At 55.1% G+C, this 21,517-nt stretch carries 17 protein-coding genes; 1 reads left to right on the top strand and 16 read right to left on the bottom strand.

Annotated features, from left to right (window positions below; all coding sequences use genetic code 11):
- From AC52W5_RS08780 to AC52W5_RS08765, 4 genes are all read right to left on the bottom strand, one after another.
- The coding region (locus AC52W5_RS08780) for a hypothetical protein (protein ID WP_495670719.1) at positions 1-445 on the bottom strand (445 nt) is incomplete at its 3' end.
- 472 nt (positions 446-917) lie between these two features.
- Positions 918-2,300, bottom strand: coding sequence for an erythromycin esterase family protein (locus tag AC52W5_RS08775; protein WP_495670718.1), 1,383 nt, complete (start codon positions 2,298-2,300; stop codon positions 918-920).
- Positions 2,301-2,491: 191 nt separating this feature from the next.
- On the bottom strand, positions 2,492-3,070 hold the full coding sequence (locus tag AC52W5_RS08770; protein ID WP_495670717.1) for a phosphoribosyltransferase: 579 nt from the start codon (positions 3,068-3,070) through the stop codon (positions 2,492-2,494).
- Positions 3,071-3,096: 26 nt separating this feature from the next.
- Positions 3,097-3,762, bottom strand: a complete 666-nt coding sequence (locus AC52W5_RS08765; protein ID WP_495670716.1) for a dienelactone hydrolase family protein — start codon at positions 3,760-3,762, stop codon at positions 3,097-3,099.
- A 275-nt stretch (positions 3,763-4,037) separates the two neighbouring features.
- Here AC52W5_RS08765 and AC52W5_RS08760 point away from each other — a divergent pair, with 275 nt between their 5' ends.
- On the top strand, positions 4,038-5,594 hold the full coding sequence (locus AC52W5_RS08760) for a LodA/GoxA family CTQ-dependent oxidase (RefSeq protein ID WP_495670715.1): 1,557 nt from the start codon (positions 4,038-4,040) through the stop codon (positions 5,592-5,594).
- Positions 5,595-5,662: 68 nt separating this feature from the next.
- On the opposite strand, the gene AC52W5_RS08755 is transcribed toward AC52W5_RS08760, so the two are convergent.
- From AC52W5_RS08755 to AC52W5_RS08700, 12 genes are all read right to left on the bottom strand, one after another.
- A complete protein-coding gene (locus AC52W5_RS08755; RefSeq protein ID WP_074974327.1) occupies positions 5,663-7,024 on the bottom strand; it encodes a sigma 54-interacting transcriptional regulator in 1,362 nt (453 codons plus the stop codon).
- A gap of 14 nt (positions 7,025-7,038) precedes the next feature.
- The gene (locus AC52W5_RS08750) at positions 7,039-7,581 is read right to left on the bottom strand and encodes a dihydrolipoamide acyltransferase (RefSeq protein WP_495670714.1); all 543 of its coding nucleotides are present in this window, start codon (positions 7,579-7,581) and stop codon (positions 7,039-7,041) included.
- Positions 7,578-9,080 (bottom strand): HAMP domain-containing sensor histidine kinase, encoded by a 1,503-nt coding sequence (locus AC52W5_RS08745; RefSeq protein ID WP_495670713.1) that lies wholly within the window; start codon positions 9,078-9,080, stop codon positions 7,578-7,580. The genes AC52W5_RS08750 and AC52W5_RS08745 overlap by 4 nt, the downstream gene beginning before the upstream one ends.
- A gap of 200 nt (positions 9,081-9,280) precedes the next feature.
- The gene (locus AC52W5_RS08740; RefSeq protein ID WP_074974330.1) at positions 9,281-9,694 is read right to left on the bottom strand and encodes a hypothetical protein; all 414 of its coding nucleotides are present in this window, start codon (positions 9,692-9,694) and stop codon (positions 9,281-9,283) included.
- A 121-nt stretch (positions 9,695-9,815) separates the two neighbouring features.
- Positions 9,816-10,181 carry an arsenate reductase family protein gene (locus AC52W5_RS08735; protein ID WP_074974331.1) on the bottom strand — a complete coding sequence of 122 codons (366 nt, stop codon included), beginning with the start codon at positions 10,179-10,181 and terminating at the stop codon, positions 9,816-9,818.
- A 95-nt stretch (positions 10,182-10,276) separates the two neighbouring features.
- On the bottom strand, positions 10,277-12,037 hold the full coding sequence (locus tag AC52W5_RS08730) for a cation:proton antiporter domain-containing protein (protein WP_218155117.1): 1,761 nt from the start codon (positions 12,035-12,037) through the stop codon (positions 10,277-10,279).
- 375 nt (positions 12,038-12,412) lie between these two features.
- Positions 12,413-13,528 (bottom strand): alanine dehydrogenase, encoded by a 1,116-nt coding sequence (gene ald, locus AC52W5_RS08725; RefSeq protein ID WP_495670724.1) that lies wholly within the window; start codon positions 13,526-13,528, stop codon positions 12,413-12,415.
- A 193-nt stretch (positions 13,529-13,721) separates the two neighbouring features.
- Positions 13,722-14,480 (bottom strand): dienelactone hydrolase family protein, encoded by a 759-nt coding sequence (locus AC52W5_RS08720; protein ID WP_495670712.1) that lies wholly within the window; start codon positions 14,478-14,480, stop codon positions 13,722-13,724.
- Positions 14,481-14,528: 48 nt separating this feature from the next.
- A complete protein-coding gene (locus AC52W5_RS08715; protein ID WP_074974335.1) occupies positions 14,529-15,908 on the bottom strand; it encodes an NAD(P)(+) transhydrogenase (Re/Si-specific) subunit beta in 1,380 nt (459 codons plus the stop codon).
- A gap of 3 nt (positions 15,909-15,911) precedes the next feature.
- Positions 15,912-16,217 carry an NAD(P) transhydrogenase subunit alpha part 2 gene (locus tag AC52W5_RS08710; RefSeq protein ID WP_011380496.1) on the bottom strand — a complete coding sequence of 102 codons (306 nt, stop codon included), beginning with the start codon at positions 16,215-16,217 and terminating at the stop codon, positions 15,912-15,914.
- A 104-nt stretch (positions 16,218-16,321) separates the two neighbouring features.
- Positions 16,322-17,449: a Re/Si-specific NAD(P)(+) transhydrogenase subunit alpha gene (locus AC52W5_RS08705; RefSeq protein ID WP_495670711.1), complete on the bottom strand. Its 1,128-nt coding sequence runs from the start codon at positions 17,447-17,449 to the stop codon at positions 16,322-16,324.
- 376 nt (positions 17,450-17,825) lie between these two features.
- Positions 17,826-21,404, bottom strand: coding sequence for an FAD-dependent oxidoreductase (locus AC52W5_RS08700; protein ID WP_495670710.1), 3,579 nt, complete (start codon positions 21,402-21,404; stop codon positions 17,826-17,828).
- Between the last annotated feature and the right edge of the window lie 113 nt (positions 21,405-21,517).

Here is a 21,517-nt window from a genome sequence, read left to right as displayed (position 1 = left end):
TCGTATTGCCCACATTGATGATGCGCCCATCCTCAATATCCTTGCGCGCCCCGCCAGTGATGGACAAACCACCATCAAACTGAGTCGTGGCCGCACCCCTGATGCTTCCGCCAGTCCAGGTACTCAAACCGCTGAGCGTAAGGTTTCCTGTACCTCCAAGGACGCCTCCTGATAAATCAAGACTGGTTATCGCCGTGTTGATTGACAGAGTGGAGTTCCCGCTATTGATAACTGCCTTATCACCGCTGCCCGGCACACCCGTGGGCGACCAGTTCGTATCGACTCCAAACTCTCCCGTGCCACCAAACCATGTGCGATCGACAGCAAAAGCGGGCTGAATAACGCCGGATGCAGCCATTGCTGCTGCGATCGGCAGTATCTGAAAAACGTTGCGACCCACGGATTCAATTTTTATACCCTGATGATTATTCTTTGTAGTTTTCATTTTATGCCTCCTCCGAGTTCATTTCATTTTTGTCTGTTCACGGCTCTTTTTATCTACAAGGGCAGCATTTTTAAAAATAGACCGCATTTTTCAAAAAGCAAGGAAATCGAGGCATTGAGTATGAATACATACGGAAGTAGCGGAGGCGGATTTTCGCGTAGTTGGAATCAGAGCGGACCGGTTAGATAGGAACTTCGCCAACTATTCGCACACAGGAGAAAGGAGAAGATTTATTCGGTTCGCCGACAGGATGAAGATACCGGAATTCAGGGCAAAGCCGGTCCTATTCACGCACTGACGTCTGCCCACCGGGAGACCGGCAAACGAATATTTTTCAACTTTGAGGGATGGAGTACGGGAGGAGACGACTTACTCAGCTCTCCACGCAGGCGGTTCGCTTGAACGGTCGCGATGCAGGGCGCTTCGCTTCCTGCACGCACCTTAAGAATTAAGAATTGAGAAAGACGATCTCCTACAAGCCTGAAGGATAAGTCTCATCCATTTCACCGGCCCGGCGGTGGACGAATGCGGGCAACGGTTGCAGCGCTCCCGTCTTGTCGATATGAATCATGAAATCGAATTGCCGCGGGAGACAGGCATAGAAGTAATGGCTCATGCGCTCGGTTTCAGGCCGGTAGATCACGCCAATCGCACGCTGCAGCCGCTCCTCCTCCAAAAATCCTACGGCTTCACCTCCAGCGGTGAGGTCGAAAAAGAAGCGTTTCTTTTCGAGTTGCGAAAAAATTTCTTCGTAACTGCCCGCAAGCGGTTCGCGGACAGTCTTCGTTTCGGCGGCTCCGTCCCAGTCGGTCGCCGCTGTCACTGTTCCGCGGCTGGTTGAAAACCCGACGCGCAGCGACTTATCCCGATATTTCTCGGTAACGAGCTGGCCGATGTTGAATTCGCCGCGGTGCCCCATCTCGGTGGCCGCCGCATTGCCAAGATGAGAATTGTGAGCCCAGACAACAATGCGCGCTTCCCGCTTCAGTTGGTCTTCCAGATGGCTCGCGAGCTTTTCGAGCGTCTGGAACATATGCTGGTCTCTCAGGTTCCAGGTATTGGGTCTTCCCCTGAACATGGCGCGATAATATTCCTCCGCATTTTTTACCAGCTCAGCATTCTGCTGCGCCGAGAAATATTCGTTTCCGGCAAACGCGCCATCCTTTTCAACGTAAAACCGCCCTTTCCGCTGAAGCTGCATGAGCTGTGCGATCACTTCCTGCTCGCACGAATCCCATCGCCCAGATGCAATGGCATAACCGTACGCCTGCGGATTTTCGATGAATTGGCCGAAGCAACCGTAGCGCGCCCGGGCGGCGAGAGCTTCTTCCGGATCGACCTTATCCAGATATGCCAGCACGGCCTGCATCGAAGTTGTCATGCTGTATAAATCGAGTCCATAAAACCCCACTGACCCCACCGGTGCCTGCTGCTCGCGCTTGTATCTCCCCGTCTCCTGGTTATAGTTGCGCAGCCATGTGATGAAAGCGAATACTTCGGTATTCCTCCACATCCACGTGGGAAACCGTTCGAAATTGGACAAGGCCGCATCCGCATCCTTGTCTTCCGACCGGCCCGCAACAAAGCGGTTAACCCGATAGGCATCCGGCCAGTCCGCCTCGACCGCAACAGCGTCGAATCCGTCCTCGACAATGAGGTGTTGAGTAATTTCAGCACGCAGGCGATAAAATTCGGCTGTACCGTGGCTCGCTTCACCGATCAGGACAAACTTTTTTCCCTTCACATGCTCGCGTACCGCGCGTATCAACTCACGGCCAGCATCGTACTCCGCCACAGGGCGAGCGTCCTGCTCCAGCACATCGATCAAATGGTAATCAAAATCGATATCAGCCATAATGAAATCCTCCTGGACCCTCAGGCGAGGGAGTCCTGCAATTCCCTCAGTCTCCCCTGAGTGCCTCCCTTGAATCCCCCCTTAAGCCGCTCCCTTTGGAGCTTCGGTTGTTCGCCGATGGGTTGTTTCCTGTCCCAGGAGCGCCAGTACCTCCTCATCCGGAGTTTGCATGAAGTTGTCATACCATTGCCCTACCCCGAAAAAAGGTTCGGGTGTATACAGGCACACGAGATCGTCCGCCTCCTGGCGTATTTTCGACATGCCGATGTTGTGCCGACGGGTACAGCCACAACGATTCTTGCAGCACCGGCGTCGTGTAAAGAAACAATAGCAGCATGCATGGTCGCACCCGTAGCCAGGCCGTCATCGACGAGAATGATTGTTTTCCCCTGAATGTCCGGGGCAGGCATGCCTCTGCGATAAAGTTTGTTGCGCCGTTCCAGTTCAGTCCGCTCCCTGGTTATGGGCGCATCGATGGAAGCCTCATCGATATTCAGAAGCTTGATGATTTCCTTGTTGAGGACAAGAGGGTCTGTCCCTGCCATCGCTCCCATTGCCAGTTCCTCCTGGCCTGGCGCACCTAGTTTCCGTACAAGCCACACATCCAGCGGTACGGCCAGCATCCGCGCAATCTCGTAAGCAACGGGCACCCCACCGCGTGGAAGCGCCAGAACAAGCACGTCGGTTCTTCCCGCGTAGACCGACAACGCTTCCCCCAGCATCCTCCCTGCTTCGGCTCTGTCTGCGAAGTGATATTCACCGCCTGGCATGGCTTTATTGCCTGTCTATTACTTGTCTAGCAATGGCCCTGAAACCATTCGGCGGCAAGACCGGCGGCTGCCTCCAGCGTTCCCGGTTCTTCAAACAGGTGAGTGGCGTTCGGCACGATCTCCAGCTTCGATTCGGTATTGAGGCGGGCGAGCGCTTCCTTGTTGAGTTCCAGAACCTGAGGGTCGTTTTCCCCTACGATGAGAAGTACAGGCGCTACAACCTCCGGTAAATAAGCACCTGCGAGATCGGGACGTCCGCCTCGTGAAACCACGGCCATGATATTTTCCGGACGCTGCGCCGCTGCAATCAGCGCTGCCCCAGCGCCGGTGCTCGCTCCAAACCAGCCTATTTTCAAATCTCTCGTCTGCGACTCCTGCTGGAGCCAGGTAGCGATATCGATCAACCTGTCCGCCAGCATCGGTATATCAAACCGTAGATGCCGCGTGCGCATGTCTATGACTTCCTCTTCTTCAGTCAGGAGATCGGCAAGGAGAGTGGCGAAGTTATATGTGTTCAACATTTCAGCCACGTAGCGATTGCGAATGCTGTGGCGGCTGCTGCCGCTGCCATGAGCGAAGGCGACAATGGCCCGCGCGTGGGGCGGCATCGTCAGATCGGCATTCAGCACGACCCCGCTTGCCGGGATGCGAACAGCCCGGGCTTCAGAAACATCATCATACAAGGAACTCATAGCGCACATCCCTAGTGATTAAACGCAGGTACTTAACAAAAAAAAGCAAAAGGAGCAATGCGACAAAATGATCCGTTATGTGAATAGTTTGTAGGACGCTGGCTTCCTTTTCCGTTCGTTGCCGAACATAGTCAACTCCCGGATATTTCACCAAACCAGCCTGAGAATTAGGAAAGCGGTAGCAACAAAGAAAGTATGGAAATATTTGTGGCAGCAGCTATGATTTGGAGTAACCGATATTCGCCGCACAATCAACGGAAAGGGAAGCGACTCGAATGAAAACGGTCTATCGCATTTATCCGGCAGTAGGAATTGCGCGCATAGGAAACAGCGAGAGCGCGTATTTTTTTGGTCCCGAATCTCCCGGAATCGTTCCCCCTGGACCCTATCGCGACAATTCCGGAAAAATAAAGCCGCAGGCAGCCCGATTCAGGATTTATAAATTTATCAGGGATGATTTCGGCAAGGAAACCATTGACAGCGAGATCGTTGCGAATGAAAAAACAACGATTACATGGAGTGTTCACCTTGCCAATCGAAAAGCGGCGGGAGGGAATTTTCCTCCGGGCGGTCCTGGAGGTTCGCCGCGGAATCCAGGATATGATCGAGCGGGACTGGTCGTGGATGCTACGTTGCGGTCAATCTCGGGAAAGAGCAAACCGGCTGTCCCCTTGAACGGAGAAATAGATTTCATAAAGAATGGCAACATGGAAGGCAGCGCAAAAATCGATCTCGGACGGCTGCTTACCGATGAGAACGGGCGGCTGATCATTATTGGCGGCCCAGGCAAGTCAGGCTCTCCCCTTGGCAAGGGATTGAACAGTTTTGCCAACAATGATGGCTGGTACGATGGGGTTTCCGATGGTCCGGTGAATGCCGTGGTGGAGGTCGAGGGAGAAGCGCCCGTCACTGCCGAAGAAGGCGCCTGGGTTGTCGTCGCCCCGCCTTCCTACGCACCAGGCATCGAAAACGTAACCACCTGGTACGATCAGGCCGTCAATGTTGCCTCCAGAAATTTCTCTCCTCTCCTGATAAAAAATGTGCCTTCGTTCACTCGCCATATCTACCCGATACTGAAGCGCGTAGTCCTGATTCACTGGGTAGTCGAGGAGAGAAACCGGCATCACGGGGGTGCCGGCAATTTTCTGAATCCGGCTCGATTGAGCAAACTCGCGGACAAGACCGAGAATGGAAGGTCCGCGCGCGAGACGGTCTTGAGCTGGCTGACAAAACCCAACACGCGTGTCGATCCCAATACCCCGCCGCGCCAGACGCCACCCAGCATGCCTAAAGTGAACAGCGGACTGGATCCGGACAACCCCGAGCGAGGAGAATACACCGCACTCACGGAGTATCAGTACACCCTCATGGAGAGATGGGCACGGGGTGATTTCGAAGCGGACTGGACGAGTGAACCAGCGCCGGTTGCTTTCGACGAATTGCCATTGAATCAGCAGCCGGACGCTTTGACCCGTGCTGTCCTGGAAGGATGTATCGGAGCGCCGTTCTTTCCGGGTATCGAGGTCACATATGTGATCGCGCAGGCAGCAACTTACCAGGCACCCTTTCGGATCAGGCAGACGCTTCCTCCGGGTTTTCTGACGGAACGGATGGCGTTACCTTGGCAGGCGGATTTTCTCGCTTGCGGAGAGCTGTGGTGGCCGGCTCAACGCCCTGTCGATGTTATCACCGCCTCCGGTCTGCAGCCGTTTTCTCGCGGCATAGATGACTATGTTGACATGGTCCGGTGGTGGACCGAACTGGGCTTTATCGTGAAGAAAGGCGACCAATATGTCGAGGATGAGCGCAGACCCATCGCGGGTCAGACCTGATCCGGTCAGAAAGGGAAAAAGGAGGACGCCAGTGGAACCTGTACCGCTTAGTCCAGTTCCTCTTTTTCTCAGATCTGCGCCTGCTTGAAGACGGATGGATCGAGCTGGTATCGCTGCAGCAGCTTGTAGAACTCCGTCCGATTACGCTTGGCGAGGCGTGCTGCCTGGGTGACGTTTCCTCCCGTGATTTTAAGTACGCGCACCAGATAATCCCGTTCAAAACTTCTGCGCGCATCCTCGAAAGACACGAGTTGCTCTTCTTCCCGGTGCATTGCATCGTAGACCAGCACCGGCGAGATAAGGGGTGCAGTACTCAAGGCAACGCATCTCTCGACGACGTTCATGAGTTGGCGCACATTGCCGGGCCAGGATGCGGCAACCAGTGTTTCCATGGCTTCGGGAGAGAAACCATTGATATTTTTCTGGTATTTCTCTGAAAACGTGCTGAGAAAGTAATTTATCAGTAAGGGAATATCTTCGCGCCTCTGCGCCAGAACCGGGATGGTAAGTGACACTACGTCCAGCCTGTAATACAGATCTTCCCGAAATGTTCCAGCAGCGATTTCTGTTTTCAAATCGCGGTGAGTGGCCGAAATAATACGCACATCCACCGGGATCGATTGCGTCGATCCAACCGGTCGAACTTGCCTTTCCTGCAGAACGCGCAACAGCTTGACCTGAAGCAAAACCGGCATATCGCCGATTTCATCGAGGAAGAGAGTGCCTCCCTCAGCCAGCTGGAATAAACCCTTATGATCCCTGACAGCTCCGGTAAATGCTCCTTTGACATGCCCGAACAGCTCGGATTCCAGCAACTGTTCCGGAATGGCCGCGCAATTGATGGCGACAAACGGATGGTCGGACCGTTTGGATGCATCATGTATGGCATGCGCGAACAGTTCCTTGCCCACGCCGCTTTCTCCATAGATCAGCACGCTGGCGTCACCTTCCGCAACCAGTCCTGCCCGAGTGAGAATATCCTCCATGACAGCGCTCTGGGTGATGATATTCTTGCGCCACGATGCCTGCGACAGTTCTTTCTGCGATACGGCGCCCGGAACGAACTTGAGCGCCTGACTGATATTGGCCAGCAACGTCTTGCTGTCAAAAGGTTTGGCAAGATAACCGAATACCCCTCGCTGGACAGCCGTGACGGCATCGGGAATCGTCCCGTGCGCCGTGAGTATGATCACCGGCAAGGTTGGCAAGGTGCGATGGATTTGCTCAAATAATGCCATGCCATCCATGCCACTCATCTGCATATCGCTGATGACCAGTTGCGGACGGGACACATCCAGATAGTTCAGGGCAGCCTCTGCGCTTGGGACGGCGTCCACTTTGTATCCCGCCGCCGTAAGGCGCATGGTCAGCAGCTCAAGCAGATCGGTGTCGTCGTCAACGATCAGAATTTTGGGTTTTGCATCGGACATGATTTTACGTTTCTTTACAATTCTTTAAGCAGATTCTTTTCCATGCTTTTTATGGCATCGATCTGACTCTGCAGGGTTTCTGCACGCTTCTGCTCATCTTTCAGTTTCTGCGAAAGTTCCTCGATGCTGTGACTCAGCCGTTGTTGCTCTGCGAGCAAGCCGGCCAGCAGGTTTCTGAAACTCTGCAAATTATTTGCCGATTTCGAGTCTTTCGGCCATTCGTTGAGCAGATGGGTTGCAGAGGTAACGTCTCGAAAGGACGTATTCGGCAGGATGAGGAGCAGTACCAGACGGGCGCGGTTGGTGTCGCTTTTGTTCCGTATGAAGCTCTGTTTCGCCTTGTCGTATACCCGGCTCACCTCCGCCGGCGACTGCTTGCGGATGGAATCATAAAACTCCATCATATCATCCATCTGCCCGGTCACAACCAGTTCGGCCGGCGGCGGCTCGACAGCCCGGGGGCTTTCAACGCTTTCAATGGCTGCGCACCCGGCCAGAAACATCAACGCCGCTACCGGAACCAGCCATAATCCTCCTATGCGCAGCACGCTCCTCATGCTGATCCCTCAGGCACATCATGAACGGGGAGGGTAAGCCGGAAGTGGGCGCCGCGATTAGCCAGCGGCACAAGCTCGATGTTCCCGCCGTGCGCAAATGCATACTCCCGGGCGATCGACAATCCCAGGCCCGTTCCCCTCACGTGGCTGTCGAGCACTTTTCGCCCCTGGTAGAACGGTTCGAATACTTTCTCCCGATCGGCGTCATCCACTCCGGGTCCAGCGTCCACTATATCCAGTTGCGCAATCCCAGCTGTCTCACTTGTCCAGATGCGGATGCATCCTCCCCTGGGTGAGAATTTCACGGCGTTCGATAAAAGATTGTCCACGATCACTTTGACTTTTTGCGGTTCGCACTCCAGCATCACTTCCGGACAAGACAAATCCATTCTCAGGCCTTTGTTCATAATGATGAGATTCTGATCGTGCAATACCGCATCCAGAATCTTCTTCAAACTCACCTCCTGTTTCACCAGCGCGGCTTTCTCGGTCTGGAGGGCGCTATAACTCAGCAAATCCTCGATGCGCCGCTGCAACTGCAGGCTATTGCTGTGAAGGATGCTGGCAACGCGCTGCTGCTCTTCCGTCAGCTTTCCAGCTACACCTTCCACGAGCAAATCCGCCCCTTCCCGCATGGCCGTCAGCGGGGTCTTGAGTTCGTGAGAAACATGCTGCAGAAACCGCGTCTTCTGCTCTTCGAGCTTTAGCAGGCGCTGCCTCATCCAATCCAGTCTTTCGCCAAAATAAACCAGGTCCTGGGGGCCATCCACCCGAATCGCCTTATGCAGCTTCCCCTGCCCCATGCTGCGAATGGCCTCTTCAATCTGGCGGATCGGGCGGGCGATCCGGAAGGAAAAAAAGAAGGCGAGCAATATGGCAAATGGAATCAGTGCAAGCAGTTGCCAGCCAACCGTAAAGCGCGCGGATCCGGCCATATCCTGCATTTCGTCCACCTCGCGCTCTATTAGCGCGTACCCGAGCGAGAAAAAGAAGCGTGCGGAATCCCGCAGGTGACCGAAGTTGCCGATTAGTTTACGCAGCTCTTCCGGTGATTCCTTGACGGCAGAAACCCTTTCGAAAATGACAGCTTCCTCTGATTTCAACTGCACCAGCAATCGTCCCTGCTCGTCGCTGAGAGAAAGCTCGGCAAGGCTTGCAGCGATTTTCTCGAATCCGGCATGCCCGCGGAAATAACCCTCCAGCAGAGCAGTATCACCCAGAATGTGAGTCTGACGCACCGCCCGCTCCATATTCGCGATTTCATCCGCAAGAGCGCGGCTGCTGTGCGCAATCTCCGCCGCCTGATATACAGCCTTCCGGCTCTGGTTCGCCAACCGGTCAATGGAAAAAGCGCTATTGATGAGCGCAACGATCAGCGGCAAGCCGACCAGGGCAAAGCCCAGCAGAATGAGTTTGACAAAGGATTTGGGCTTACGCCGCAGCCTTACCCACGAACCGCTTGCGCTATCCTGTCTTCCGGACTCCCCGGGGGCAATCATTTCTCTTCTTTGGTTCCTTTGAGGAATCGGAGCAATTTTATTTGCCCTTGCCTCATACTGATCCTGCCACGCAGGCCTGGAAAACCCCATTGAGGCAGTTCAAACGATCGGAAGTGCCGGGATCCGGCAGCGATGATGCAGGATGCTTACTGTTCTATCCAGTACGCTATCCAGTCCGGGCATGCGGCCTTTTCTGATTTCTATTTTTTCGTCCTGGATGAATTCGCTGGGGCACTGGAGGCGCCGGGAGCAAGATAAGATTTGCAATAATGCTTGGAAGGAAACTCCTTGTTCCGTCGTGAATTCATGACAACGTCACCACCATTTCTTACACATTCCATGATCGATTTATCCAGGCTCGCATAATGCTCGTCCGGGTCGGTATTTGCGGAAACCGGTGGCACTTTTTCCCTGATCTTGCGACAGACATCCGACTCGTCCTGCATCGCAGAAGCATTTTTTGATGAAGGTGGCAATGGACACAATCGGCAGGGATTTCCAGGGCAAAGGCATCCGGAACATTCGGCTTCCGCAGCAGTAGCAGTCGCTCCCGCCAGGGCAGCGGGAATAAGGCAGGAAATTATCCTTAACGCTTTGATTAATCTGAAATTCATTATCGCTTTCCGTACATGGTTAGCATATCACAAATTGATTCGCGAGTTTCCCCAGCTCCAGGGTGCATCCCTTTCATGGGTGCAAGCCGCGTCAAGGGATGCCGGCTTTGAAGAGGATATGTTACAACAACTTCGTTACATTCTCCGGGGGACGGCACAGCACCGCCTGATTGCCTCTTACAACGATCGGACGCTGAATCAGATCCGGGTTCTCCACCATGATTTTCATCAATTCCTCATCGGATAACTGCCCTGCCTGGTGCCGCTCGACAAGCTTGAGGTCGTGTGCGAGCGATTCCTCTCGACGCAATACATCCATTATCGGAATACCAAGCTTGTCAATCAGTTCGCGCAGCCGTTCAACGGTCAGCCGTGCGTCATAATAGTTCACTGCATCGAACTCTTCCCCGCTTTCTTTCAGCAGAGCGAGCGTCGCCCTGCATTTACTGCATGTCGGTTTCTGATAAATGGTGATCCTGTCAGTCATTGAATTCTCCTTCCTATCTCCTTCCTGGATCCCGAACCTCTACCGGGATCCGGTAATTCACCCTGCGAAACGATGAAAACGCATTCAAATCAAACCTAAGTCAAACCTTGAGGCCGCTTTATCTGTTCGTGTACCTCATGCTCGGCATCCATGTCGGCTTTGGGGAAGTTCGCCAGCACATGCCGGACCATGCTGGATGCAAGTTCGTGTTCCCCGAGAAACACCATTCCCCCGCTTTCCTTTCTCAGTAGCGCTGCCTCTTCTTCGTTGTGCGTACGCACAATAATCCCGATCGGCGGGTTAAGTATACGTGCAGTTTCGATCATTCGGCGAGCGCGTAGTGTATCGGGAACCGCGATCACCAGCATCGCGGCCCGCGCGATATGCGCCTGGATAAGCACCGCAGGCTCCGCGGCGTCTCCAGCGACGGCGTGAATGCCGCGCTTGCGCAACCCTTCGACGGTCTCCCGATTTTGCTCGGCCACAACCAGGGGAATACTCTCTTTCCTGAGCGTTTCACCGATGCGCTCGCCTACGCGTCCATATCCCACCAGCACGACGTGACTCGTAACATAACTTGATGTGACAGTGGTCGGCAACTCCGCCAGGGGATCGTCCGAACGTTCAAGGATACGCGCCACTCCGGAACGGGAACGTATCCATGCCTGCGCCGGTTCAATCAGCTTGAATACCAGCGGATTCAATGTGATTGAGATGAAGGCTCCCGCGAGTATTAGACTCTGCGCTTCAACCGGCAGGAGTCCGAGCGACACTCCCAGACCGGCAAGGATAAACGAGAATTCACCGATCTGTGCCAGGCTGGCTGATACAGTAAGCGCCGTATTCAAGGGGTAGCGGAAGGCGAGTACCAGCAGGAAGGCAGCGAGCGACTTGACAATGATGATGATGCCGAGTGTGGCGACCACGTGAAAAGGTTGCTCTATCAGTACATCGGGATCGAACAGCATTCCCACGGAGACAAAAAATAAAACCGAGAATGCATCCCGAAGGGGCAGCGATTCATGAGCGGCGCGATGACTGAGATCCGATTCCCTCATGACCATGCCGGCAAAGAATGCGCCCAGCGCGAACGAAACGCCGAAGAGCATGGCTGAGCCATAGGCGATGCCTATCGCAACAGCGATCACACTCAGGATGAAGAGTTCGTTGGAGTTGGTGCTGGCAACATACCAAAGCAATCTGGGAAAAACACGCCTCCCCACGACAAGCATCAGCGCAATGAAAATGGCCACCTTGCCAAAAGTAACCAGGACCGAGATCAGCAAACCCAGGCTCGATACACTCGTTTTGGCACCGCTCACGTCGCTGTGCAACCAGTCCGCAAGCGGGGGCAGCAATACAAGAACAAGAACCATCGCCACATCTTCAACGATCAGCCATCCCACTGCAATCGAACCATTGACTGATTTGAGCAAGCCCCGCTGCTCCAGCGCTCTCAGCAATACAACGGTGCTCGCGGTCGAAAGCGACACGCCATATACGATACTGATGGCCGGATTCCAGCCCCAGGAGAGAGCAACAGCGGCGCCGAAGGCCGTAGCGACGCTAATCTGAACGAGGGCGCCAGGCAAAGCGATACGGCGCACCGCCAACAGATCCTTGAGCGAGAAATGCAATCCCACCCCGAACATCAGTAAAATGACACCGATTTCCGCCAGTTGACCTGAAAGCTCCATATCGGCCACGAACCCCGGTGTGTTGGCGCTCATGATGACGCCTGCAGTCAGATAGCCCACCAGGACGGGCAACTTCAGCCGATTGGCGATCACCCCCATTAGCAGGGCAAGACCGAAGCTGACAGCAATGGTAGTGATCAGGGTAAAACTGTGAGGCATGGGATTTGCCGGAGATAGTAAGGAGACCATGATAAACCCCTTTTTCTGCCGGGCTTATCGGGAATTCGCCTGAACAGGGTCAAGAACTGATACAGGAACGCGATCAGCGGTATGGATTCGGCGTGCGCCGACATGGAAAGACGATGGTTTATTTTATTATTATGGGTGCGTAAAAATGCTTGGGCTAAATAATCCGGGCGTATCGAGACCGAGTTGACGTGAGCCTCTGCGTCGAGGCGCGCTTGGCTGGCCAGGTAATCCCAATCCGGCAAGCATCATGGCTCGGATTTCCGTCTCCGGTACCGGAGAAGCATCTCAGCCATTCATGGGTGCATGATCCATTCCATAAAATATTTGCGCAGGTTAGGGTTTTATTCAGGCATTCCCCAGCGCCTGCAAGGGATCGACATATCGCATATCAAATTCCTGCGCAATAGCGGGATAAGTGATCGATCCACGATGCGTGTTCATTCCGTATTTCAATGCCGGATTTTTTCCGACCGCATCCAGGCCTTCATCTGCTAACTGTACGGTATAGATCGCCGTCTGGATATTAAGTGCGAAGGTGCTGGTACGAGGAACGGCACTGGGCATGTTCGCGACACAATAATGCACCACCCCGTCGATCTCATAGGTTGGATTGCTGTGGGTAGTGGGTCGGCTTGTTTCGATGCATCCCCCCTGATCCACGGCCACATCGACGATGACCGATCCTCTTCGCATTTTCGGCAACATATCCGCCGTTACCAGCCAAGGGGTTCGTCCCCCTGGGATCAAAACCGCACCGATGACAAGATCGGCATTGTAGACCGCCTCCTCGATATTGTATTCATCGCTGAAGCGCGTCTGCAACTGCCCGCGATATATGTCATCCAGGTATTTCAGACGGTCGTGGCTCACATCCAGCACGGTGACCTGGGCCCCACATCCCGCGGCGACGCGCGCAGCATTCGTTCCCACGATGCCCGCACCGAGAATGGCGACGTTGGCCGCGGCCACACCAGGAACGCCGCCCATCAACACGCCTCGCCCCCCTTGTGTTTTTTGCAGATAGGTCGCGCCGATTTGAGTAGCCATGCGTCCCGCCACCTCGCTCATGGGCGCCAGCAGTGGCAATTTCCCATCTGTGGTTTGCACCGTTTCGTAAGCCACAGCGGTAACGCCGCTCTCGAGCAGAGCCTCGACAAGCGGACGGTCTGAGGCCAGATGAAGATAAGTGAAAAGGATCATGTCCCGATGCAGATAACCATATTCCGCAGGAATCGGCTCCTTGACCTTGACCACGAGTTGCGCTGCCCACGCATCTTCCGCCCGCGGAACAACCGTAGCCCCTGCTGCGCGATATTCGTCGTCCGAAAGGAAACTGCCTTCTCCTGCTCCGCTTTGCACAAGTACGCTGTGACCACGCCGCGTGAGTGCCTTTACGGTACTCGGGGTCATGCCGACTCTGTTTTCAGAGTCTTTCGTTTCTTTGGGCAATCCGATCAGCATCGGCATATATAACTGGGTAATCAGAAAATGAGGAAAGCGTTTTTTTATTGTACGACTGAACCTCGGAAGGTTGGCAGAGATGGCGCATAAATGGCTACAACTGCCGGGAAGCGCCTCCCATCACTCTCACAAGTATACAACCGGCGTGAAATCACTCGAAAAAAATATTCGACGGGGGTTGCAACGGATAGAACTATGGGGAGCGGAGCAATTGTTTACGCAAGTGCTGGAGTACAGCCTTTCGCGTATCGACTCCACCTTTGAGAGCTGTCGGATAATCCAGCGTGAGGGTGGAATGCGCTTCCCCGGGTACCGTAACAGAGTGAAAGCGCGGAACGGATGATCCCGGGGCAGATTGAAGTGAGGCTTCCAGCCGCCTGAATCGAGCTGCGGGACAATGCGCATCATCCTCGAAACGGAGTCCAAGTAACGACATCGTATCCTTGCGGCTGGATGCAAAGGCCAGCACTTCGGGTTCGACATCGAGCCCTGCGGGCCGACAGAGCGGCAAACTCGGCTGTGCGGCGACGGGCGCGAGGAGGGATGCTTCGAGCATCATGGCCAGAACGAATCCCCCCGTATAGCACATACCGATGGCGCCCACACCGGGACCGCCACATTCCGCATGTATTTTTCGGCACAAAGCCCGAAGCGGTACTGTGATGCTGCTCGATTTGCCAGCAGCAAGAATGTTGAACTCCTTCCGTATGCATACGAAAGGCGCTTTCAGCAGGCCGAGCGTTACGGACTGGAGCGGCCTGCCGAACAGAAGTGGCATGACAACGTGAAATCCCCGATCTGCCAACCACTCCGCAAACTCGACAGTCTCCGATGTGAGGCCCGGCAGTTCGTGCAGGAGGATGACGCCGTACCCTCCACCTTTCCGGAAAATCGGGAATGTATGGTCGCCCGCAGTGAACAGTTCTTCCGAAAAGCCCTTGACTGCGCTCACTGCGTCATTACATCCGGCATCATCATCCAATTGCAGTTGATGTTCGACCTATAGAGCCTTGACCATGTCTTCAACGACCTTCTTGGCATCCCCGAATATCATCATGGTCTTGTCCATATAGAAGAGATCGTTGTCCAAGCCGGCATAACCCGCAGCCATGCTGCGTTTGACCACCATTACCGTACGCGCTTTATGCGCGTCCAGAATGGGCATGCCGTAGATCGGGCTACCCGGCACATTTGCCGCCGGATTCACCACGTCATTTGCGCCAAGCACAAGCACCACATCGGTATTGGAAAAATCGCTGTTGATCTCATCCATCTCCAGCACCTGCTCATACGGTATCTCGGCTTCCGCCAGCAGCACGTTCATGTGCCCCGGCATGCGTCCTGCAACAGGATGGATGGCAAAACGCACGTTCACGCCTTTCTTATGCAGCATTTCCGCCAGTTCCTTCACCGCATGCTGCGCCCTGGCTACGGCCAATCCGTAGCCTGGCACAATGATGACGCTGTCAGCATTTCCCATGATGAAAGCGGCATCGTCCGCGCTGCCGCTGCGGTAGGTTTTCTGCGTTCCATCTCCTGCTGCAACGGCCCCTCCCTCGCTACCGAATCCCCCCAGTATGACGGAGAGGAATGGGCGGTTCATCGCCTTGCACATGATATAGGACAGGATCGCGCCTGAACTGCCCACCAGTGATCCCGCGATGATCAGCATGGGATTGCCAAGCGAGAACCCGATACCGGCCGCGGCCCAGCCAGAGTAGGAATTAAGCATGGAAATGACCACGGGCATGTCAGCGCCGCCAATCGGGATGATGATGAGAAAGCCGAGCACGAACGCAATCGCGGTCATGGTGGCGAAGGCAGTCCAGTTCGTGGTGGCGCTGAAGAAAAACCACAGGCCGAACCCAACCATGATGATCGCCATGACCAGATTGACCCTATGCTGACCGTTGAAGGTGATGGGTGCACCACTCATCCGGCCTGACAATTTGAGGAAGGCTATCACCGAACCCGACCAAGTCATGGCGCCGATGAATGTGCCGAGGAACAGTTCCAGCTTGCTGCCCATCGGCAATATCTCGGGCAGGCCAAAGGAAGCGGGATTATTGACTGCGGCGATGGCGATGAATACCGCCGCCAGACCGACGAGGGAGTGCATGAACGCAACCAGTTCCGGCATCGCGGTCATCTGCACACGTCGCGCCACAACAGCACCAATGGCGCCCCCCAATGCGATACAGACAATGATCAGCGCCCAGTTCCTGGTGATGGTAAGCGTGGTAATGACCGCGATTACCATTCCGATGATCCCGAACATATTCCCGCGTCGGGCGGAGAGCGGCGAGCTTAAACCTTTTAGCGCCAGGATGAAGAAAACCGAGGCGATAAGATACGCGAGAGCGACCGTATTTGCCGACATTGACTAGCTTCCTTTTTTATCTTTTTTTCTGAACATTTCCAGCATCCGCTGGGTAACAAGAAATCCGCCGAATACGTTGATTGCAGCCAACGTTACCGCAGCAGCCCCCAGCCATACGCCCCAGTCGGTTTCCGCCGGTCCGGCGGCGAGCATGGCACCGACGAGAATAATGCCGGAAATCGCGTTGGTCACCGACATCAATGGCGTGTGCAGGGCCGGAGTCACATTCCAGACCACGTGATAACCCACGAACACGGCCAGCACGAATACCGTGAGATTAATAATGGTTGGGTCAATTTCGCCAATCATGATCGCTCCTTCTAATCTATTAATTTTTTACCAGGACCGAGCCAGGGGAGGAAAAGCAGCGATAAAAACTTATGGACTGCTTTTCAGTCTAGGCCCGTGTCCTTTCAGGTTTTCCCGATAACTTCCCCATTGGCGCACACCAAGGTTCCGGTGATGATTTCGTCTTCACGATTTATGTTGAGTTCGCCCGTCTTTGCATCGAGCATCAGGTTGAGGAAATTCATCAGATTGCGTGCATACAGGGCGCTGGAATCGGCGGCTACCAGTCCGGGCAGATTGGCAATGCCGACGAGATGCACGCCATGTTTCACGACGACCTTGTTCAATTCAGACAAGGGACAGTTACCGCCGGCTTCAACCGCCAGGTCGACAATGACAGAACCCGGTTTCATCGCACGCACCGTTTCTTCCCTGATCAACACAGGCGCCGGGCGGCCGGGAATCAGTGCCGTCGTAATGATGATGTCGGCTGCTGAGGCACGCTGGTGCACCAACTCACCCTGACGGCGTTTGTAATCCTCTGACATTTCACGTGCGTACCCGCCCGTGGTTTCCGCTTGCGCCTTTTCCTCGTCGCTGAGCGAAACCTCGACAAACTTGGCGCCCAGGCTTTCCACCTGTTCCTTGGCCGCCGGGCGCACATCGAATGCTTCGATTACCGCTCCCAGCCGTTTAGCGGTGGCAATGGCCTGCAATCCCGCTACCCCTGCGCCCAGAACCAATACTCTCGCCGCCTTTACCGTACCCGCCGCTGTCATCAGCATGGGAAAAAATTTCTGATAAATGTTGGCCGCCATGAGCACCGCCTTGTATCCGGCGATGTTAGCCTGCGACGACAGCACGTCCATGCTCTGGGCACGCGAGATACGCGGCAGCTTTTCCATCGAAAAAGCGGTAATGCCGTGAGCGGCGAGTGTTTCGATGCCCTCGGTCTGATGCGGAGAAAGCAGTCCAATCAATACCGCATCCTTGCGCATCAATGCGAGCTCAGCCGCCTCGGGCGCGCGCACCTTGAGCACGATCTGAGACTGGCCATACAACTCACCGGGATCAGTCACAATATTTGCGCCGGCAGCCTGGTATTCCGCGTCCGGTATGCTCGCGCCCGCACCCGCGCCGGACTGTACCAGAACGACATGCAAACCTTTGGCGGTAAATTTCTTGACCGTCTCCGGCGTGGCGGCAACCCGGGTCTCTCCCCCACGGGTCTCTGCCGGTATTCCTATATGCATGAATATCTCCCTTTATCTTTCTTGTATGCGCCACGCCCGGTGGCGAGGTGAAAAGCCCCTGGCACCTGTCGCGGAGCCCTGTTCCAACAAAAACCCCGAATTATAAATGAACCTGGGCACAATGCAGTGCTCGATCAAATGAAAACCGATTCTTTTCTCCAACTTTCCGATAACCATTCCTGCAGAGGGGATCAGCGCAGGCATGAAATGATTCCGATTCCAGATTCGCGCACTTCTGGCTGTAAAATTCATGGAAGTGCAGAAGCGTAGGTGGGAGCTCTGCCCCACAACGTTTTCATTGTCCGCCAGAGCCGACCTACACTTGTGCTGGTTTGGAAAAGGCCCGGATTCCCGCTTTCTTGAAAGACGATGCTTCCTATTTAACGAGCGGCTCCGCAGAAACTTCGAGTTCCGGCTGGCCCGTCTCTTTCAGGCAATGGCTGATCCAGCGGGTGGTCAATTTCTCCTGCACGCTGTTCTGGCGCAAACGCGACGCCAGTCCGCCGAAATCGACCTGGTCGAGTGGTTGATCCTGATTGAAGCACGAAAAAACATACGTAACCTCTCCGCTCTTCGGGTCCTTATGCGGTTGCAGGCATTGAGCACAGATTTCTTTCATCATGCACTGCATAGGCGAGTTGATGGAGCCAATGGCGAAATGGTCCGTTTTCAGGTAGGGTTTCAGCTTGGCATGGCGGGCCGCGCCTACAGCCGCCATCATCCTGTCGGAACCGATGGCAATGATACGGTCGGCATCCGCCAGACGGATTTTCTGCGGTCCCAGCGCGCCGCTTCCATAAGCGGCCATTGCCTCGACGATATTCCCCACAAAACTATAATCGCCCGGCCTGGAAGGCGTGAAACCCGGTGCTTCATCGCAGCACCAGATCACCACGTCGGCCGCAGCCTCGATTTCGGCCACCTTGTAACGGTCGATCAGCTTCTTGTACCCTGCAAAATACAGGATTTTCGATCCCGCAGCCCGTGCCGCAGCGCCGATGGAGAACAGCACAGCGTTCCCGAGTCCCCCGCCCACCAATGCCACGGTCTCATCCGGCAGAATTTCTGTAGGCGTGCCGGTCGGGCCCATCAGAACGACAGGATCTCCCGGATTAAGTCTTGCACATAAATCCGCGGACCCGCCCATCTCCAGTGCAATGAGCGAAACCAGCCCGCGGGAAACATCCACCGAAGCGCCAGTAAGCGCAATGCCTTCCATCGCAAGTTTGGTATCGCCTGCGGTTGTGGCAAGCGTTGCAAAATTCTGGAAGCGATAGAATTGCCCCGGATGAAAGCGTTCCACTGCCATCGGCGCATGCACGACGACCTCCACGATATTGGGCGTGAGGCGTTCGACTTTGTGCACGGTTGCGCGCAGCCTGCCATTGATCTCTGCAAAAAACAGCCAGGCGGGCTTCGTGGAAGCAGGTGCCAGGCGTTCAAGCACGTGACTGACCACGGGATAACCCTGCTTGGCGCTGGACATCGCTTTCACCACATTCCCCGAATAGGACGGATGCAGGTCGCCGAAGAAGCTGATGAAACGCCCATCCTCGTTACGACTCAGCAGTACGGTGGGATGCTCAGGCTTGGGATTCCCGCGGGCCGGACTTGCCGGATCGCCGTTTTCATCGCAGGCGGCAAAATAGCGCCCATGCAGCTTGAAATGTTTATCGTCCTCCCGCGCAAGCACCGTATTGGGCTGCGTTCCCGCCGCGACCAGAACAGCGCGGGCAGGCAATACGGCTTGCCCAGTTTTCTGCCAGGAGCCGGTTTCGTCGAGCGCCTGTACCGCAAAATGCACAGCCTTTGCATGCTCCCATCTATCGGTATCCACACGGACGGGAGTGAGCCCTTCGGCAAACCATATACCCTCCTCCATGGCTTTTTCGACTTCTTCATGGTTGAGCGTGTAGGAAGGGCTGTCGATGAGGCGTTTTCGATAAGCGATCGTCGCGCCCCCCCAGGATTGTAGCAACTCCAGTATTCGCGGGGCGCGTCCTTCCCGTTCCGCTTCCTTGCGCTCTGCCCGAATAGCGCGGGCATGGTTGAGAAACTCCTCGGCAATTTCGCGTTCTTCCTCATCCCAGGCTCCACGAATCGCTGCTTCGCCCTGAACGGCAACAAGAATTTCATAGCGGCGGAGGAACTTGTCGACTTGTACGGGATAGTATGCCAGTGCTTCGGTCGCGGTATCGATGGCCGTCAGCCCACCCCCGATGACCACCACCGGCAGGCGCAACTGCATATTGGCAACCGAGTTGCTCTGAGCCGCCCCGGTCAGCTGCAATGCCATCAGGAAATCGGACGCAGCGCGAACTCCCCGCGCCAGACCATTGGGCAAATCGAGCACGGTAGGACGTCCTGCTCCTGCAGCGAGCGCTACATGATCGAATCCCATGGCGAACGCATCATCCGCAGTGAGTGTTCCGCCGAAGCGGACACCGCCAAAAAGCGCAAACTCTTCCCGCCGCTCCAGAAGCAGGCGGATTAGTTTGAGAAAGTTCTTGTCCCAGCGGACGGTGATGCCGTATTCCGCAACACCGCCGAAACCGCCAGGCATGCGCTCATCCAGATTCTCTGCCAGCTCATCCGTATTGCGGACGGCCCTGAACGGAACGTGCTCCCCCTGCTTGTTCACGCCGGAGAGTTCCGGTTCCAGGGGTTCGATCTTGAGACCATCGATTCCAACCACGGTATGACCGTCATTCATCAAATGATGCGCCAGGGTATATCCCGCCGGCCCCATGCCCACGACCAGCACCTTGCGGCCCGTCGGTGCCTTCGGCACAGGTCGGCGCAGATTGAGCGGATTCCAGCGAGTCAGGAGGCTGTATATCTCGAATCCCCAGGGCAGTTCCAGGACATCCTTGAGGGTGCGCGTCTCGGCCTGCGGGATATCGACTGGTTCCTGCTTCTGATAAATGCAGGATTTCATGCAGTCATTGCAGATACGATGACCCGTGCCGGCACACATGGGGTTGTCGATGACAATCATCGCGAGGCCGCCTATCGCCACGCCCTGCGTCTTGAGTTTGTGAAATTCCGAAATGCGCTCTTCCAGAGGACATCCTGTCAGCAGCACGCCAAGCTGGCTTTTCTTGAAGGTAACAGGCTCATCGGGTGTTTTCTGTTTTTCTTTCATCCCCTTGGAACAGGAATCCTTCCCCTGTTCATGGCACCAGATGCAGTAATTCGCCTCATCCAGGGCTCCCACCAGGTCAGTTCCCCGGTCGGTGAGGGAAAATCCTTCCCGGCGGCGTATATGATGAAGCTTGTGAATCGTATAACCTGCCGACGTGTCCGTTTCTGTTGACAGCAGATGCAGGAAATCGAGCTTGGCCGGGGCCTTGAACAATACGCCAGTTGCATTGCGCTCCCGTCCGGCAGGAGTCTTCAACGCCCAGGCGGCATACAGCAAGGCATCCTTGAGGCGATCTTCATTCGCGCTCTCGTTCAGCAGCCACTCCGACACTTTTGTCGCAAAAACCAGTTCTGAGAAAGAAGTGCCGAATTCAGCCGCCAGTTTTGCTTCCAGTGCAACGCCATCCACTGCGGCAGCATCCGCCTCACTGACCTTGTTCATGGCGCGCCGCTGCACGAACAGCCTCTTGCAGGAATAAAGGGGCGCGAGCTGATGATGACGTGCAGCAAGCGCTCCGGCTTCTTTCTCTATGCCGAATAGCTTGGCAATGAAATCCTCCATCCAGGGCCCGACTTCAATCAGCAGTGCAGCTTCTTCCTTGCGATCGAGATAATCGGGTTGGATTCGCGCATGCTCCAGACGAACACGTAGTCCCGGCTCTCCTTCATCGAGAAAACCAAGGAATGCCTGATCCAGTCTCACCAGCCCTTCCCGACGATACAGGTCGGCAAAAGCCATGCCAAACCCCAGCGCCGGAGATGGAACGTCAGATGCCTGTGCCGGGTGAAGCGCCGATTGTAAACTTGTCATGATAAAGTCATTCAAAAGTTATAAGTGAAATCAAAAAGAGGAAAAAATCATCAGCTATCAAAACTGATTACGTACGAAAAGTTTTATATCCCTTTTCAGTTTGTGCTTTTTCC

The organism is Nitrosospira sp. CT (assembly GCF_059489795.1).
This window is presented reverse-complemented; position numbering and strand designations above follow the sequence as displayed.

Bases quoted from the DNA above. Each gene is read 5' to 3' on its own strand.
- AC52W5_RS08750 (WP_495670714.1), bottom strand. From the start codon at position 7,581: ATGAGGAGCGTGCTGCGCATAGGAGGATTATGGCTGGTTCCGGTAGCG.
- AC52W5_RS08745 (WP_495670713.1), bottom strand. From the start codon at position 9,080: ATGATTGCCCCCGGGGAGTCCGGAAGACAGGATAGCGCAAGCGGTTCG.
- AC52W5_RS08770 (WP_495670717.1), bottom strand. From the start codon at position 3,070: ATGCCAGGCGGTGAATATCACTTCGCAGACAGAGCCGAAGCAGGGAGG.
- AC52W5_RS08775 (WP_495670718.1), bottom strand. From the start codon at position 2,300: ATGGCTGATATCGATTTTGATTACCATTTGATCGATGTGCTGGAGCAG.
- AC52W5_RS08730 (WP_218155117.1), bottom strand. From the start codon at position 12,037: ATGCCTCACAGTTTTACCCTGATCACTACCATTGCTGTCAGCTTCGGT.
- AC52W5_RS08705 (WP_495670711.1), bottom strand. From the start codon at position 17,449: ATGCATATAGGAATACCGGCAGAGACCCGTGGGGGAGAGACCCGGGTT.
- AC52W5_RS08740 (WP_074974330.1), bottom strand. From the start codon at position 9,694: ATGAATTTCAGATTAATCAAAGCGTTAAGGATAATTTCCTGCCTTATT.
- AC52W5_RS08735 (WP_074974331.1), bottom strand. From the start codon at position 10,181: ATGACTGACAGGATCACCATTTATCAGAAACCGACATGCAGTAAATGC.
- AC52W5_RS08755 (WP_074974327.1), bottom strand. From the start codon at position 7,024: ATGTCCGATGCAAAACCCAAAATTCTGATCGTTGACGACGACACCGAT.
- AC52W5_RS08700 (WP_495670710.1), bottom strand. From the start codon at position 21,404: ATGACAAGTTTACAATCGGCGCTTCACCCGGCACAGGCATCTGACGTT.
- AC52W5_RS08710 (WP_011380496.1), bottom strand. From the start codon at position 16,217: ATGATTGGCGAAATTGACCCAACCATTATTAATCTCACGGTATTCGTG.
- AC52W5_RS08760 (WP_495670715.1), top strand. From the start codon at position 4,038: ATGAAAACGGTCTATCGCATTTATCCGGCAGTAGGAATTGCGCGCATA.
- ald (WP_495670724.1), bottom strand. From the start codon at position 13,528: ATGCTGATCGGATTGCCCAAAGAAACGAAAGACTCTGAAAACAGAGTC.
- AC52W5_RS08715 (WP_074974335.1), bottom strand. From the start codon at position 15,908: ATGTCGGCAAATACGGTCGCTCTCGCGTATCTTATCGCCTCGGTTTTC.
- AC52W5_RS08765 (WP_495670716.1), bottom strand. From the start codon at position 3,762: ATGAGTTCCTTGTATGATGATGTTTCTGAAGCCCGGGCTGTTCGCATC.